The 12,597-nt window shown below is 55.8% G+C and carries 22 protein-coding genes; 3 read left to right on the plus strand and 19 right to left on the minus strand.

Annotated elements, in window-relative coordinates; genetic code table 11:
* The 3 genes from B5F19_RS05125 to B5F19_RS05135 all read right to left on the minus strand — a co-directional run.
* Positions 1-409: NAD-dependent epimerase/dehydratase family protein (locus tag B5F19_RS05125; RefSeq protein WP_140394158.1), on the minus strand; the 409-nt coding region annotated here is incomplete at its 3' end.
* A gap of 37 nt (positions 410-446) precedes the next feature.
* Complete coding sequence (locus B5F19_RS05130; RefSeq protein ID WP_242972706.1) at positions 447-1,739, minus strand: galactokinase family protein; 1,293 nt, start codon at positions 1,737-1,739, stop codon at positions 447-449.
* 246 nt (positions 1,740-1,985) lie between these two features.
* Positions 1,986-2,408, minus strand: a complete 423-nt coding sequence (locus B5F19_RS05135; RefSeq protein WP_140394159.1) for a hypothetical protein — start codon at positions 2,406-2,408, stop codon at positions 1,986-1,988.
* Positions 2,409-2,643: 235 nt separating this feature from the next.
* On the opposite strand from B5F19_RS05135, the gene B5F19_RS05140 reads away from it, so the two are divergent.
* The 3 genes from B5F19_RS05140 to B5F19_RS05150 all read left to right on the plus strand — a co-directional run bounded on the left by B5F19_RS05140 (position 2,644) and on the right by B5F19_RS05150 (position 4,077).
* On the plus strand, positions 2,644-2,985 hold the full coding sequence (locus B5F19_RS05140; RefSeq protein ID WP_087288638.1) for a helix-turn-helix transcriptional regulator: 342 nt from the start codon (positions 2,644-2,646) through the stop codon (positions 2,983-2,985).
* Between the two features lie 499 nt (positions 2,986-3,484).
* Positions 3,485-3,898 (plus strand): sigma-70 family RNA polymerase sigma factor, encoded by a 414-nt coding sequence (locus tag B5F19_RS05145; protein ID WP_087288639.1) that lies wholly within the window; start codon positions 3,485-3,487, stop codon positions 3,896-3,898.
* On the plus strand, positions 3,895-4,077 hold the full coding sequence (locus B5F19_RS05150; RefSeq protein WP_087288641.1) for a helix-turn-helix domain-containing protein: 183 nt from the start codon (positions 3,895-3,897) through the stop codon (positions 4,075-4,077). The genes B5F19_RS05145 and B5F19_RS05150 overlap by 4 nt, the downstream gene beginning before the upstream one ends.
* Before the next feature lie 117 nt (positions 4,078-4,194).
* Here B5F19_RS05150 and B5F19_RS17430 read toward each other — a convergent pair whose 3' ends face one another.
* From B5F19_RS17430 to B5F19_RS05225, 16 genes are all read right to left on the minus strand, one after another.
* Entirely contained in the window at positions 4,195-4,368 is a 174-nt protein-coding gene (locus B5F19_RS17430) for a hypothetical protein (protein ID WP_162612523.1), read from the minus strand.
* On the minus strand, positions 4,365-4,688 hold the full coding sequence (locus B5F19_RS05155; RefSeq protein ID WP_087288644.1) for a hypothetical protein: 324 nt from the start codon (positions 4,686-4,688) through the stop codon (positions 4,365-4,367). The genes B5F19_RS17430 and B5F19_RS05155 overlap by 4 nt, the downstream gene beginning before the upstream one ends.
* A gap of 51 nt (positions 4,689-4,739) precedes the next feature.
* The gene (locus tag B5F19_RS05160; protein WP_087288646.1) at positions 4,740-5,207 is read right to left on the minus strand and encodes a hypothetical protein; all 468 of its coding nucleotides are present in this window, start codon (positions 5,205-5,207) and stop codon (positions 4,740-4,742) included.
* On the minus strand, positions 5,204-5,722 hold the full coding sequence (locus B5F19_RS05165) for a hypothetical protein (protein WP_087288648.1): 519 nt from the start codon (positions 5,720-5,722) through the stop codon (positions 5,204-5,206). Before B5F19_RS05165 ends, B5F19_RS05160 begins: the two co-directional genes overlap by 4 nt.
* Positions 5,723-5,870: 148 nt before the next feature.
* The gene (locus tag B5F19_RS05170; RefSeq protein ID WP_087288650.1) at positions 5,871-6,071 is read right to left on the minus strand and encodes a hypothetical protein; all 201 of its coding nucleotides are present in this window, start codon (positions 6,069-6,071) and stop codon (positions 5,871-5,873) included.
* A 165-nt stretch (positions 6,072-6,236) separates the two neighbouring features.
* Positions 6,237-6,962, minus strand: a complete 726-nt coding sequence (locus tag B5F19_RS05175; protein WP_087288652.1) for a DUF2786 domain-containing protein — start codon at positions 6,960-6,962, stop codon at positions 6,237-6,239.
* A gap of 26 nt (positions 6,963-6,988) precedes the next feature.
* A complete protein-coding gene (locus B5F19_RS05180) occupies positions 6,989-7,684 on the minus strand; it encodes a hypothetical protein (RefSeq protein WP_087288655.1) in 696 nt (231 codons plus the stop codon).
* Positions 7,685-7,755: 71 nt separating this feature from the next.
* Complete coding sequence (locus B5F19_RS05185) at positions 7,756-8,049, minus strand: hypothetical protein (RefSeq protein WP_087288657.1); 294 nt, start codon at positions 8,047-8,049, stop codon at positions 7,756-7,758.
* 109 nt (positions 8,050-8,158) lie between these two features.
* A complete protein-coding gene (locus tag B5F19_RS17660; protein WP_204248296.1) occupies positions 8,159-8,917 on the minus strand; it encodes a hypothetical protein in 759 nt (252 codons plus the stop codon).
* Positions 8,918-8,921: 4 nt separating this feature from the next.
* The gene (locus tag B5F19_RS05195) at positions 8,922-9,182 is read right to left on the minus strand and encodes a hypothetical protein (RefSeq protein WP_087288660.1); all 261 of its coding nucleotides are present in this window, start codon (positions 9,180-9,182) and stop codon (positions 8,922-8,924) included.
* Positions 9,170-9,526 carry a hypothetical protein gene (locus B5F19_RS05200; protein WP_087288662.1) on the minus strand — a complete coding sequence of 119 codons (357 nt, stop codon included), beginning with the start codon at positions 9,524-9,526 and terminating at the stop codon, positions 9,170-9,172. Before B5F19_RS05200 ends, B5F19_RS05195 begins: the two co-directional genes overlap by 13 nt.
* A 2-nt stretch (positions 9,527-9,528) precedes the next feature.
* Positions 9,529-10,068, minus strand: coding sequence for a hypothetical protein (locus tag B5F19_RS05205; RefSeq protein WP_087288664.1), 540 nt, complete (start codon positions 10,066-10,068; stop codon positions 9,529-9,531).
* Between the two features lie 3 nt (positions 10,069-10,071).
* Complete coding sequence (locus B5F19_RS05210; RefSeq protein WP_162612524.1) at positions 10,072-10,758, minus strand: YkgJ family cysteine cluster protein; 687 nt, start codon at positions 10,756-10,758, stop codon at positions 10,072-10,074.
* 112 nt (positions 10,759-10,870) lie between these two features.
* Complete coding sequence (locus B5F19_RS05215) at positions 10,871-11,110, minus strand: hypothetical protein (RefSeq protein WP_087288668.1); 240 nt, start codon at positions 11,108-11,110, stop codon at positions 10,871-10,873.
* A gap of 47 nt (positions 11,111-11,157) precedes the next feature.
* Positions 11,158-11,688, minus strand: coding sequence for a sigma-70 family RNA polymerase sigma factor (locus tag B5F19_RS05220; RefSeq protein WP_087288670.1), 531 nt, complete (start codon positions 11,686-11,688; stop codon positions 11,158-11,160).
* 70 nt (positions 11,689-11,758) lie between these two features.
* Positions 11,759-12,592: a hypothetical protein gene (locus B5F19_RS05225; protein ID WP_087288672.1), complete on the minus strand. Its 834-nt coding sequence runs from the start codon at positions 12,590-12,592 to the stop codon at positions 11,759-11,761.
* Positions 12,593-12,597: the final 5 nt, after the last annotated feature.

Consider the following 12,597-nt stretch of genomic DNA (forward strand, 5'->3'; position numbering starts at 1 on the left):
GGACGGTCTTGTCGTCCTCCAGGATGGGCACCCGCTCGGGCTCGCCGTAGGTGGCGGCGGTGGAGGAGAAGACGATCTTATCCACCCCGTGCTCCACCATGGACTTCAGGAGCACCATGGTGCCGTGGAGGTTGTTGTCGTAATACTTCAAAGGGTCGGACATGGACTCCCCCACCTGGGAGGAGGCGGCAAAGTGGATCACGCCCTCGATGTGCTCCGCCTGGAACAGGGTGTCCAGGGCACCCTTGTCACGGATATCCAGCTGATAAAACTTTGCCTTGGGGTGGACGGCGGCCCGGAAGCCGGTCTGAAGGTTGTCGGCCACCACCACCTCGCGGCCCGCGTCGATGAGTTCATATACCGTGTGGGAGCCGATGTAGCCGGCTCCGCCCAATACTAAGATCGCCATAGTTCTATGCGCTCCTTTCTTCGATTCCGATCGAAAATCAGCCCCAGAGGACGGTGCCGCCCACGGGGCGGATGCTCAGCACGTGGCAGCTGCCCGCGCCCAGCGCGCTCTCCACCTGGGATTTGAAGGACTCCAGCAGGTCCAGGGGGACAAAGGCCTGGATGGTGCCGGCGAAGCCGCCGCCGTGCACCCGGCAGGCGCCCCGGCCGTTCAGGGCCCGCTCGGCCACCGTCAGAGCCACGGCCATGGCCTGCTCCTGGACCGCCCCGGTGGGGGTGATATCCTGGAGCAGCTCCCAGGAGGAGCGGCCCGACTGCTCCACCAGGGCCAGGAAGGCGTCCATGTCGCCCCGCTCCAGAGCGTCGGCCTCCTGCTCCGCGCGCCGGTCGTCGGCAAAGAAGTGGAGGGCCCGGAGGACCGCCCGGTCTCCGGCTGCCTCCCGCAGCTGGGGCAGCTGGGAGAGCACCTGGGCCTCGTCCACCTCCCGCAGCACGTTTTTGCCGAAGAAGGCGGCCACCGCCCGCATCTCCTGGGGGATGGAGTCATACTCGCCGGTGAGGGCGGCGTGGCTGGCCCCCGAGTCCACAATGCACAGTGCGTAGCCCAGGGCGTTCAGGTCCACCGCCACCGACCGCACCACGGGGGCGGCGGGGTCGGCGAAGTCGATGGCCACCGCGCCCCCCACGGAGGAGGCGGTCTGGTCCATGAGGCCGCTCTGCTTGCCGAAGTAGAGATTCTCAGCCTTCTGGCCCATCTGGGCGATCTCCACCGCCGTCAGCTCATCCCGGCAGAACAGGTGGTTTTCAATGACGCCCAGCAGCACCTCGCAGGCCGCCGAGGAGGACAGGCCGGAGCCGGGCAGCACGTTGGAGAGGGCGTAGGCGTCAAAGCCCGCCACAGGGTAGCCCCGCCGGGCGGCCTGGGCCGCCATCCCCCGCACCAGGGCGGCGGTGGACTCCTTCTCCTCCTCCTTGGGGTCCAGGGTGTCCAGCTCCACCTCCACCAGGGGCCAGCCCTCCGACTGGAAGCGGATGGTGTTGGTGCCGTTGGGGGCGGCGCAGGCCGAAAAATCCAGGTTCACCGCCGCGGCCAACACCCTGCCGTGCTGGTGGTCGGTGTGGTTGCCGCAGATCTCCGTGCGGCCCGGTGCGGAACACAGCGTCACAGGGGTGTCTTCCCCCCCGCCGAAGGTCCGCTGAAAGCCGTCCAGCAGCTGGGATACCCGCTGCCGGCCGGGCGCGGGGTCCCCGCACATCAGGCGGGCCAGAGCCTCGTCCAGCTCGCCGGCCGCCAGCGCAGTGCGTACTTCGCCCAATGTATGCATGGTCATCCGAACTCCTTTTCACTCCGGGCAGGCCCGCCCGACTGCGCCGGCCGGCCCGGTCTTCTGTCTTTTTACCATAGCTCATCATAGCACATTGAGTCTGTATTTCCAAGTGTTTTACTTTTCCCCCTCAGTTATCAGAAAGGGACAGCTTCTGCTGTCCCCTTCTCAGTTTTAAGATATTAGGTTATAGCTGTAATGTTATACCAAGACTCTCCTATATCCTTTTGGCCCCTCCGTTATACACGCCCCTTATGTACGCCTCCCAGTAAAATATTCCGCCGCCCGGTATTCCAGCTCCGCCAGACTATTGATGCGGCGGTACTCAATGATCCGCTGCAGTTCCGGCAAAGCCAGAAAATATCTTTTCCAGATCTCCTCTCTGTCATAATCCTGCTGGTAGCGGCTCACGGCATAGTTAAAAACCGTCCTGCTTGCTATCGTACTGTTCTGCAGCTGGATTCTGTACTTTCTGGGTGCCTTGTCACAGCCCAGCAAGTATGCCACCATATCCAGCACCCTCCGCACCGTCATGCGGGTGCTAAGAGATGTGACCGGATGGAGATATTCCTCACCGAGGTCATCTGGATGAAACCCTTCTGTCAGATCGTCATGGGCAAGAGAGCGCTCCAGCAGCTCCGGGTACCGCTTCGTCAGCTGAATCATGGCTCTCATGTTGTCTCTCATATATGCAATTTGATTATAAAAAATGAACTCTTCCAGATGTTCCCGGCCCGCTTTATGCACAACTCCACCCCCTATTTTCATCTTGACATAAGTTATTTTCAACAATATTATAGGTTCCAACTTGTATAGATGTCAAGGGTTCCCCTGCCTTTCTCACACTGTATAGCATTTTTAATTTCCGATAAAATAGAGAAAAACATAACCAAAGGACGGCAGGGGTGCAGTGAACCACAAAACAGATGAAAAAGTCGCTGAAATAGCTGCGAAACTGCGGAAAATCCGCGAATTGAAAAATCTCACACGGGAACAGTTCTGTGAACGCCTGGGAGAAAATGTGGAATATTGGGGCAAGATCGAACGCGGTGAGCAGACCATCAGCCTTGGAAAACTGCTTCAAGTCTGCGAGGTCTACCATATTCGTATCGAGGAGATCATAACGCTGGATTTTCAGGAACGAGACACACAACAGCTCCGTGACTCCGTTGTAGCTCTGCTCGATGAGTGCGATTACCACCAGCTTGAAATCATTCACAAATTTATCACGGACATTGCCAAGGCCATGTAATCAGCCTTTCGGATGCTTGTCGGCTTTTCTTTGCTGAGGCAAGCAAAAGTCATCCGATTTGTGGCAACATATCCACATCTATGACATAACCGCAATTTTATTATATCGGGAGGTCAATGAGAGGCCAAGATACAAGAGAATACAGCATCGCAACAATCTATCAAATCACCTGGCGGAATTTCAAACAGACACATACTGCAGGAGGTAAACAGAAATGGCAGGAAATTCCCACCGTGAGATTGTAGTGCATCGCCAAGGGCCTTTTTGTCAGGCCGGACAGCCAGGGAGGTAGAGCCGGCCCCCATCATAATCCAATATATTCCATCATCAGTGACCTGCGCACCGTAAGGTGCGCAGGTCTTTTTTATGTCGAATTAGGGAAGAACATTGGATTTAGCGGCGAGATACATCGAAACGGCCGCAGCTTGGTCAGGTGCCGCTCCCCTCCCTCCATGCAGTGTTCATATCCACGAACGATCCGCATAGGAGGGAAATACAAATGACACAGAGAAATGACGGCCGCGGCGAGATCAACTTATTGCAAAATCACTTTACCGCTTACCTGACTGTGGCCGTGCGGCGCTGTAAAAGCAGGTACCTGGAGGACCTGCGCAAATTAGCCGTGTATGAACCCAGCTATGATTTCCAGGAGACGCCCTTAGACTCCACAGAAGAACCCGATCTTCTCTCCGGCCTCCCTCTCATGGACACCATTGAGAACAAGGCGGTCTATCGTGCGCTCAAATCCATGGCGCCTCGGGATCTGGAGGTATTGCTCGATCTCATCGTCTATGAGATGAAGCCGGCAGAGCTCGCGCAAAAACTTGGGCTCACCTACCAAGGCGCCATGGCCGTATATTACCGCGCCAGAAAAAAGCTGCTCCAGCAGCTGAAGGAGGACGAGAAAGCATGAATTTCAGGGAATTGCTGCTCCATGCAAAAGCCGGGGACCCGGCAGCTCAGGACCGCATGATACGCCTTTACGATCCTCTGCTCAGCAGTATGGCCTGGCATGACGGGATCTTCGATGAAGATCTCTACCAGGAGCTAAGGATCACTCTCTTGAAGTGTATCCACACCTTCCCGGTATAAGCGCCGGTACATAAAAGGAAGGCCCGGACTCAAAATAAGTCCGGGCCTTCCTTTCTTCAGCCGTCGGCCGCACTGCTCCCCCGCAGCGCACCGGCCGCTCTATTCAGTGCCGCCCATTCATGAGGCAGCCTTTTCCCATGCTTCATCCTCGTGCAATTCGCCGCTGGTGACTCCCTTCCAAAGTGCAAGCAGAATCTGTGTGCGGGTGATGCTGGACAGTTCCGACCAATCCAGCAGGATGCCGTCCAGCTCGATTGTAAATGCCGCACACCAGGTCCCCCATTTCGTCATAGCGCAGGACCTCCTCTCTCAAAGAGCGCCGCCAACAGCGCCGCCATCTCCCTCTGCGTCTTGCATCTTCGCTTGAGGACCATTTTGTGGTCAAGGCCCATTTCATCCCGCCGCACGACACTCAGCTCCAGCACGCCGTTTTTCTCGACGATCCAGAACCGTCTGCCGCCGGTCGGGTCCCGTGCCACAATCCACAGCGGTCCCAAGGGTTGCCCATGCCGTTGCTCGGGCCGCCTGCCGAAGCTGTAATCGTCATAGAGAAACCGGCGGTCCGCCCGGCGGCGCCGGTCCATCACTTCGTAGATCAATCGGTACTTCATATCTGCTCCTCCCAGTCATGTTTCGCGGTCCAGGCGGGCAGGCCGCAGGAATCACACCTCTGCCGCCCCGCCTTCCGTGTAGTCGAAGTCGATGCATCCGTCCCGCTCCGTCAGTCGAGGCGGTCGCTCATGCACCAGCTGAAAGCGGCACTCACCTTGATGCTGGTAGGGGCAGCCTGCGGATTCGCATTCCAGGCCCTGCCACGCCTTCTGCTCTGATCCATTGGCGCCATAAAGCAGGTAGGCCACGCCCCGGCTGTGGCGCTCATCGAACCACCGCCAGATCTCCTCCCGCGCCGTGCCGGCATCCCACTCCAGGAAGGGGGCTTCCATACGCTCTGTCTCCGGGTTCATGGGCACATCGGAAAACTGTGCCCACAGTTCTTCCAAAGCCTCATCCCGCTCCTGCAGCGGTTCTATGTCCAGCAGTCCATCCATCACTGTGGAATATTGGCAATATTCAATGGTCTGGTGCAATTCATCCATCGTATCGATAGCCCTCTGTTTCACATCATTCATTTTTCTTCCCCCTGCGGCTTATAAAATGTCGACACCGGGATGATCGTCGAGTAATCATAACAGAAGAAAAAATACGGCCGTAATCCATTGTCGATCTCAATGACCTCCCCTATGGCCATGTTTTCGTCGATCTCAGCCAGATCTCTCCCCTTGTGGTACATTTTGAAGAATTGCCGGGCCGTCAAGTTCGTCGTTGTCTCTGTACGCAGCTTGTAATGAAAACTGTGGGGACTGATATAGGCGGGCGCTGGCTTTCCTCTCTGCGGCAGACTATCCAACTCCATCAGTCTGCTCCACTCGTCCCGAAACCCATAGATTCGAAGTACCGGCGGCGTAATGCGCCGCGGGCACCAGGACGGCGCCTTCATTTTCGGATCAGATGCCCGGAATCTTTTAGGGTTTTTCCGTTTAGGAAAGCCTGCGCAGTACCGAGTCTCGCTGATCCCGCCCCCCTGGATCACCAGGTCGTTGCAGATGTAGCAGCCCGGCTCGTGAAATGTATATTTAACTTTCATATTCCTGTTCTCTCCTTCTTATCTGGGACAGCGCCGTCAAGCCGCTCTGCCCACAATTTGATCTTCCTCAGGCAATCAGCCGGCTCCCACATTTTCTTCTCCTGCTTGAGAAACCTCTGACGCGAGACACACCGGCCACACCTTCTGCTTACTCTGAGTCGTCGCAGAAATTAGCCACTGTGAATGCGCTTTCGCGAAGTTCTGCGTCGCGGTGCAATTCCTCCTCGTAGGCACAGAGCTGTCTGCAATCTCTATAGTCCTGATTGATGTCGATGATCTCGATTTCTGCGTCCCCATCGGTCAAAACGCTTGTCACAATTCCGTCCACGATTATCACTTTGATCCTCATAGCACCATACCTCCAATCCTTATAGGGCATACGGCCGTCTTCTCCGGACTTCCAGCGTTTTTCTGCCAAAGGAGGTCTCAGGCCGCGAAAACGCAGCCTGGACCCTTTATTCTTCTTTTGTCAGCAAAATGTCCGCATGTATCTGTTCCAAGGAGATCTCCACTATTAAGAAGCATACTCCCGTTCAATGGGAAGTTCCGGCTTCCTATCTGCCTCAGTGGGCGCGATACGACGGCTCACATCAAACGCCATCCCATCCTCGAAGCCCTCCTTCGCATAGGCAGCACCGGCGCCGCGCATATCTGCCTTTGCATAGACAGAAGGCGGCTTGTAGCTGGCAATGGCGGCCTCCACCTCTTGGGGAACAACCAGGACCAGTCCCCACTCCTGATGCTGCTCCTGCTGTTGTACATAGGCGATCTTCAGCCCGCGGGCAAATCCGAATCCATATCCATTGCACATCTTCCGAATGTCGTTCGCAGGATATCCTTTCTCTCGATTTTCCTTTCGGATCTCATTGACCCGCACTTTGACGCAGTCATAGGCATAGAGGAAAATTTCTTTGCAGATGGCAAAGTCTTCTTCCAAACCAGCAAATCCGACCGCCACTATCTTCGCGCCCTTCGTCCGTCTTCGGAATGCTTTGCAGCAGTAATTTGTGGCAATGACTGCTGCAAGTTCCACTGCCCAGCTATCCGTCATTTTGGTGCAGCTGACGCCCACAGTCTGAACAATTACACTGGACCTCTCTTCACGTTTAATATCCTCTGGACACAGCTTGTGCTGAGCCATAATCGCTCTGGCTTTCAGCAGCGCAGCTCTGGCCTCATTCTCATCGGAGCTGTCTGCCAGCGATAATAATTTGGCAATTTTATCGCGAATATCACTCACTGTATTGTTCCTCCTTCATCTTTTTCTCAGAACCAAATCAGGTTTATACCTCCGAGTATATAGATCCGGTCCATGATGGAGTTCATATCCACCCGGGCCCCTATCATGTTCTCCCTGGCATTCCACAGTCTGATTTTCTTCTGAAGCCAGGCGTCTGCCGCAGGGACGCAAAAGGCACCCTGGCCATTGCAGACCAGCTGACCACAGAACTCCTCGTAGACGCTCATTTCCCCCTGTGCCACTTTCCGCCGCCGGTCGCCATAAAAATTGATCTCACCCAGAAAGGCAGCGCCATGGAGCAGCTTCATAGCCGCTATTTTTTCACGGTTCCAGTCGTTGTATTTTTCGTCCGACTCTCGGACAGCCAGATAACCTCCGCTCCTCATCACATACTCCTGCTGGCGGCTGGTTGCCAGAGCGAGTCTGACCGCTCCCTCCAAAACCTCACGCCACCGGCTGGAGCGAAGATCCAGTTTTCCCTTGTTGGCAAAATTCGTATCCGGTCGGCCTTCCGCATTGATATTTTCAAAACGCCAAAACGGTCCCTGGGAAACGCCCCGCCTGGCAGGCCCGCCGTTCTCGTCCTCTCCCAGGTCATAGAACAGCACTGTATTTCTCTCTCTTCCGACCTCGTTTGGGCATACTGCCACAACTCCAAGTCTGGCCGCAATTTCAGACAGCGCCTCCTGCTGAAGTGCGCTTTTGGGGTCCTGCATACCCATTTGCATTACTCCTTTCTGCTCTCATTTCTCTGACGGCATCCCTCGTGGTTTTAACCCAGTCAGGGCAGATTTCAGCTCCGTTCTTCCGGCTCTCTGATATAAGGACGGCTGTCCACTTCACCGGCGAAATTGTATCCCTGGAAATAGTAGTGTCCGCTGCTGCAGGTAAATGTAGCGTACAGTCCGCGCCACCGCCCAGTCCTTAAATCCTCGACGTGACTTCGGGGCTCGCTGATCTGAAACCCTCCGCCCCAGCCTTGGCCGCCCCGAATGGAGATAGGAGGGAGCATATTCAGCTGCTCATAGTAGTCCTCTTTGCTGATCTCCTGTCCACGGACCGCCGTATCGTAGGAAAATTTCCTCATGATCCAGATACCTCCGTTCGCTCTCGGAATACACAACCGCCGGGCGGAGCATCACGCATCCGTCCGGCGGTTGTGCACTGTTTCACCTGATTCTGCTCAGGCAGCTGTATTACAAATAGATTTTGTGTTTGCGTCCCCGCATATCTGGGCACTCAGCAAACGCCTGCTCCAGCCCCATCAGCTCTCTGGCAATCCACTCCATCTCCTGGCAGGGGCTGCCGGCGTGGTAAAAGGCCGAATAGCTGGAATGCTGGTCATACAAATCCTGAAGCACATGATCGTTGCAGTATCCCAAATGGATTCCCCGGCGCTCCAGCAGCCATGCCAGCTCCATCATCTTCCGATAGGTCCTCAAGCGGTCCTCGACCGCCGTAAGGTACTCGTCCCAGCGTTCCAGAAGCCGTCTGCGGAAGTGATTGGAAAAGGAGATCTGCACCTTACGCGCTTTCCCCTCCTGCAGCACCCGCTGGTACTGTTCCAGCAGCGCCTTTTGTTCCAAGGCGGCCGCCGGTCCTCTCGCCTGGACAAAAATGAACCCGCTGCATCGGATGTCGATTTTCTCATCGGAGATCTGAAACCTCAGTTCCTCCACCAGCGGCTCCGCCAGATATTCCTGGTCCTGCTTGTCCACAGCTTCAGGGTCAGTTCGGAGCAGCTCTAAAAGCGCATGATGCAGGCTGTACCGCTCCAATCCCTTGCATATAGTCTGCAGGTCCACGCTCTTCACCTCCTCCAACGCGGCGCGGCGTTTTTCCGAATCGTCCCACACGGCGATGCCGTTGGTAATCCTGGTCCGCCCGTCGTCCTCCTGGAAGATCACTCCTTCCCATCCGGCGCTCTTATGCCGGCAAAACGCAAGAATTCTCAAGTTCTTACCATCCTCTCTTATCTCCGCCATTTGTATCAGCGGCCTTGTCCGCGCCGTAAGCCTCCAGCCGTCGCTCAAGCGCACGAATCTGTTCCTTGAGCTCCGCATTCTCCTTGAGTGCCTGGATAGCCATGCTGCGGGCTATATCATAAAATTTCTGATTTTGATAGGAGTACAAAATGGGGTTCCCCGGGATATTGGGGATCGGCACTACTCTCGCGCCGCGCAAAACCCGAATGGCAAAGTCTATCGTCATTTCACCCATATTGGACTTCCTTTCTGTTGAGCCGAGGGTGTCTCCCCTCCTTGAGCCGCTCCGGCTTCAGGCCGGTTCAGCGCGCAGAGTGCACAGTCCAAAATCTGTCCATTGTCATTCAGACAGCCTCGGTACCCCAGGTCTCTGGCACAGTGTCCGCACATCTTCTGGATGCGGAGATAACCTCCTTCTCCATACTCCTCCAGCTGGACACGATGGGTCAGCAGCAGCGCTGTCCCGCCATAGGCTTGAGCAACAAATCCGTACCGCTTGGCCGCGTCCATTACCTCACTCCAATGCTGGTCCGCCAGCCGCCCAGGTACCTTTTGATCCGGGATCTCTTTGCTCTGCATTTCTATGTCCCCTTTCTCTGAGTTTTTCCTTTTTCGCTCTGATTCTCCCGGCAGCGGGCATTCTCATGCTCTGCCGGCATCTCTCCTCCGACTCTGTCATCTCCCCACCGGTGCTGATAACGGTCAAATAATTCCAGAGCTCGCTCCTGTGCCTCATGGCGCAGGAGGCATTGCGCCGAAAACAGTGACCACAAAACCAGCTCCTCCTCTTCCACATGATACGGAGACATGACTTTGATCACCCCCGCTTGAAACTCCGGCAGAGAGGGGCGGATAATCTCCTTCACCTGGTTCACGGTTGTCGCAGCAGCGATAAACTCCAGCTTCTTCGCCAGAATAATCAGCAGAATCTCCGTCAGGATTCCTTGCTTATGGTAGGTGTTGATGATCTCCACCTGTCGCTCGGCGCCCCAGCCGCGCGCTTTTCGCACAGGTTCCGCAACTTCTCCAGGCGCCATTGCGTCCAGATAGAAAACTGTTGCCAGGAAGCTGACTCCCAGCTGATAGTTACGCAGGGCCAGCGCCAATTTCAGCGTATCCATTCCTCACATCTCAATCCCGTTTTCCTGGGCAAGCCGGTCCAATCTGCGGAGCAGCTCCTTGGCATTTCGATCATACTGAGGCAGGAACGGCTCATCCAGATCAAAAAATGCATAGCGCAGCAGACAGATTTCCCTGATTGCAGCGTCCAGGACGTCTCCTTCCATAGCCAGAATCCGCTTGCCGAGCTGAGGCAGGAAATCTCTCTCCCGAAGGACAAACGCACGGTCCTCCCTGGAGAAATTCTGATTGAACCAGTCTTTGACTCGCACTGTGCCGCCGGTGAAATGGAACTGTCGCTCTAAACACTGATACCAGATAAAATCCTGTCCGTGCTCCCCTGTGTCCACCGAAAAGGGATACAGTCGGCAGACCCGCAGGCGAGCCGGGTAGATTGAGCACGCATCGCCGTTGAGGAAGATGCACGCCTCATCCTGACCCGCAGTTTTCACCATGAAAATAGGGAAGTTGCCCGGCAGGAGCACCGGCACCGTGTACTCATCAAAGACGGTCGCCATATCAATTTCGGGGTGGCCGTGCTCCTTGAGGTACTTTGCAATCCGGTACGCGTCCAAGTTTTCCACCATGGCCTGTTCCCGAAGATTCCGGCAGCAACGTCCACACCGCTGGCAGTGGAAGTGGACAAGTTCCTTGGCCCTCACCCGTTTTGCCATCCGATCCATCCAAGTCATAGTCATCACTCCTTTCAAACTCGTATCATAGAAAAGCCGGGGCAAGGATTTCTCCTGCCCCGGCCGGGTGACTTGCGGCGCCTCTATACAGGCGCCCCATTCCCTTATCCGACTATGCGGCCATACTCACAGGGAGCGCGGCGCAATCGTTTCTCGGAAAAGGGCTCAATTTGATCTGATAGATAGTGTTGAGCGTCTCGAAGCGGAGTTCGCTCTCCGTCCGCTTGTAAACAGCAACCACCTGAGTCGTCCAGATAATTTTGCCGCCGCTGAGCAGGAGCGCGCGGCTCCCTACTTCGACTGGAGCCAGGGCAACTCCCGCCATGCGGACAGTCTTCATTCTCGGTTTCATTTCTAAGCCTCCTTCATCTGTTTTGTGATCGGACAGTAAAATCTGTCTTATGGACTCTCACACAACCTTGTATAGGATTCTCGGGTTTTCCGGAGCAGTGTCCTCACCTTTTTTTCACTCAACTTTTTTTCAGCTGCAATCTCCCGCACGCTGTATCCAGCCAATCTCAGCCGCATCAGATCATACTGCTGCGCAGGCAGTTTGGCAGAGAGCGCATGGAGGATCAGCACCTCCTCCAGCTGTTGTTCCATCCTTTTGTCGGAGATCGCATGAAGCGGCATCCCATCCGTGCCTCCCGTGTCCAAACTGACCGTCTCCATGTGATGACGGCGTCCATAGCGGGTGCGCATGGCATGTGAAACACTCCGGCGCATGGCCTGGTTGGCAATGGTGGAAAAGGCATGCCGATGGAGTTCCGGCCGGGAGAGGTAGCGCCGCACCGCACTGATATACCCAAGTGCGGCGACGGCGTAATACTCCTCCTCCGGCAGCCCTCTACGTGCGAGGTACGCCAGGATAAGCCGGTGGTTCTCAGCAGCAAAGCGCCGCTCCTGATCTGTCAGCGCACTATCCAGCATACAGAACTCACCTTGCCTGCCACGCTGTGTTACTGGCTCCAGTCAGATGCGTCGTTTCGCCCCCCGCAGTTCAAAGGGGCAGTTCGCCCAGATCTTCATCTGCACTGACACCGTCCTGGATAACAAAGCCGCCGTTCTTCCCTTTCTTTCCAAAGCCATCATAGTCACAGCCGTCATCCTGCTGATCCTTGATAATCTGAACACGCTCCTCCAGCATTTTCTTCGTCTGATTTCTGAAGGCATTGGAGTATGCTTTGGCCTGTGCCAATTCCACGCCAACAAAGTCACGCACCTTGCGGAAATCTACCACCGCATGGGGCTTCGGCTTTTCCTCTCGATGAAGCGTCAGCTCAACCACACTGCCGTAGCTGGCCCGGTTACGACGCAGAAACGCAATGTTCATGAACTGGCTGAACGCCTTCAGACTGGTCGGGGGCAGATACAGCTGAATCGGCATAAACTCTCCATCCCGCAGCAGATACAGGCACCGCTGATTCTTGCAGGCTTTTCCACGCCCATCTTCGCTGCTTCCAAACCGGTTCAGATAGCACTGGGCACAGGCTCCGCCGGGCTCTCCATATCCAGTCTTACCATCCATGGAAGTACACAACGGCGCGTTATCTTCGTCCGCAGAATCGCCTACCCAGTAGCCATTGACCGGGTGATGGAAAAGAATAACACCCTCCAGCTTGCCCACATGTTCCGGCTTTGAGGCGTCGTCGCTGGGCAGCTCAAACACCGTGGTCCCGCCGCCGGCGATCTTCGCCCTGGGGAACGAGAGGTGGAGACCGTCAATATCGTCTTCCATGTCCTCCTTGGAAAAGTCTGCGGAGGCATCTACGTCCGGGAATCGGAACACGATGTCCTGCTCTTCCGCAACTGCCAAATTCGTCTGATTATACATAGTAG

Source organism: Pseudoflavonifractor sp. An184, from assembly GCF_002160305.1.
GTDB lineage: Bacteria > Bacillota > Clostridia > Oscillospirales > Oscillospiraceae > Lawsonibacter > Lawsonibacter pullicola.

What these genes read in the sequence shown, in the direction of transcription:
- B5F19_RS05130 (WP_242972706.1), bottom strand. Translation starts at nt 1,739, where the DNA reads ATGACCATGCATACATTGGGCGAAGTACGCACTGCGCTGGCGGCCGGC.
- B5F19_RS05135 (WP_140394159.1), bottom strand. Translation starts at nt 2,408, where the DNA reads ATGAGAGCCATGATTCAGCTGACGAAGCGGTACCCGGAGCTGCTGGAG.
- B5F19_RS05145 (WP_087288639.1), top strand. Translation starts at nt 3,485, where the DNA reads ATGACACAGAGAAATGACGGCCGCGGCGAGATCAACTTATTGCAAAAT.
- B5F19_RS05150 (WP_087288641.1), top strand. Translation starts at nt 3,895, where the DNA reads ATGAATTTCAGGGAATTGCTGCTCCATGCAAAAGCCGGGGACCCGGCA.
- B5F19_RS17430 (WP_162612523.1), bottom strand. Translation starts at nt 4,368, where the DNA reads ATGACGAAATGGGGGACCTGGTGTGCGGCATTTACAATCGAGCTGGAC.
- B5F19_RS05155 (WP_087288644.1), bottom strand. Translation starts at nt 4,688, where the DNA reads ATGAAGTACCGATTGATCTACGAAGTGATGGACCGGCGCCGCCGGGCG.
- B5F19_RS05160 (WP_087288646.1), bottom strand. Translation starts at nt 5,207, where the DNA reads ATGAATGATGTGAAACAGAGGGCTATCGATACGATGGATGAATTGCAC.
- B5F19_RS05165 (WP_087288648.1), bottom strand. Translation starts at nt 5,722, where the DNA reads ATGAAAGTTAAATATACATTTCACGAGCCGGGCTGCTACATCTGCAAC.
- B5F19_RS05170 (WP_087288650.1), bottom strand. Translation starts at nt 6,071, where the DNA reads ATGAGGATCAAAGTGATAATCGTGGACGGAATTGTGACAAGCGTTTTG.
- B5F19_RS05180 (WP_087288655.1), bottom strand. Translation starts at nt 7,684, where the DNA reads ATGGGTATGCAGGACCCCAAAAGCGCACTTCAGCAGGAGGCGCTGTCT.
- B5F19_RS05185 (WP_087288657.1), bottom strand. Translation starts at nt 8,049, where the DNA reads ATGAGGAAATTTTCCTACGATACGGCGGTCCGTGGACAGGAGATCAGC.
- B5F19_RS05195 (WP_087288660.1), bottom strand. Translation starts at nt 9,182, where the DNA reads ATGGGTGAAATGACGATAGACTTTGCCATTCGGGTTTTGCGCGGCGCG.
- B5F19_RS05200 (WP_087288662.1), bottom strand. Translation starts at nt 9,526, where the DNA reads ATGCAGAGCAAAGAGATCCCGGATCAAAAGGTACCTGGGCGGCTGGCG.
- B5F19_RS05205 (WP_087288664.1), bottom strand. Translation starts at nt 10,068, where the DNA reads ATGGATACGCTGAAATTGGCGCTGGCCCTGCGTAACTATCAGCTGGGA.
- B5F19_RS05210 (WP_162612524.1), bottom strand. Translation starts at nt 10,758, where the DNA reads ATGACTTGGATGGATCGGATGGCAAAACGGGTGAGGGCCAAGGAACTT.
- B5F19_RS05215 (WP_087288668.1), bottom strand. Translation starts at nt 11,110, where the DNA reads ATGAAACCGAGAATGAAGACTGTCCGCATGGCGGGAGTTGCCCTGGCT.
- B5F19_RS05220 (WP_087288670.1), bottom strand. Translation starts at nt 11,688, where the DNA reads ATGCTGGATAGTGCGCTGACAGATCAGGAGCGGCGCTTTGCTGCTGAG.
- B5F19_RS05225 (WP_087288672.1), bottom strand. Translation starts at nt 12,592, where the DNA reads ATGTATAATCAGACGAATTTGGCAGTTGCGGAAGAGCAGGACATCGTG.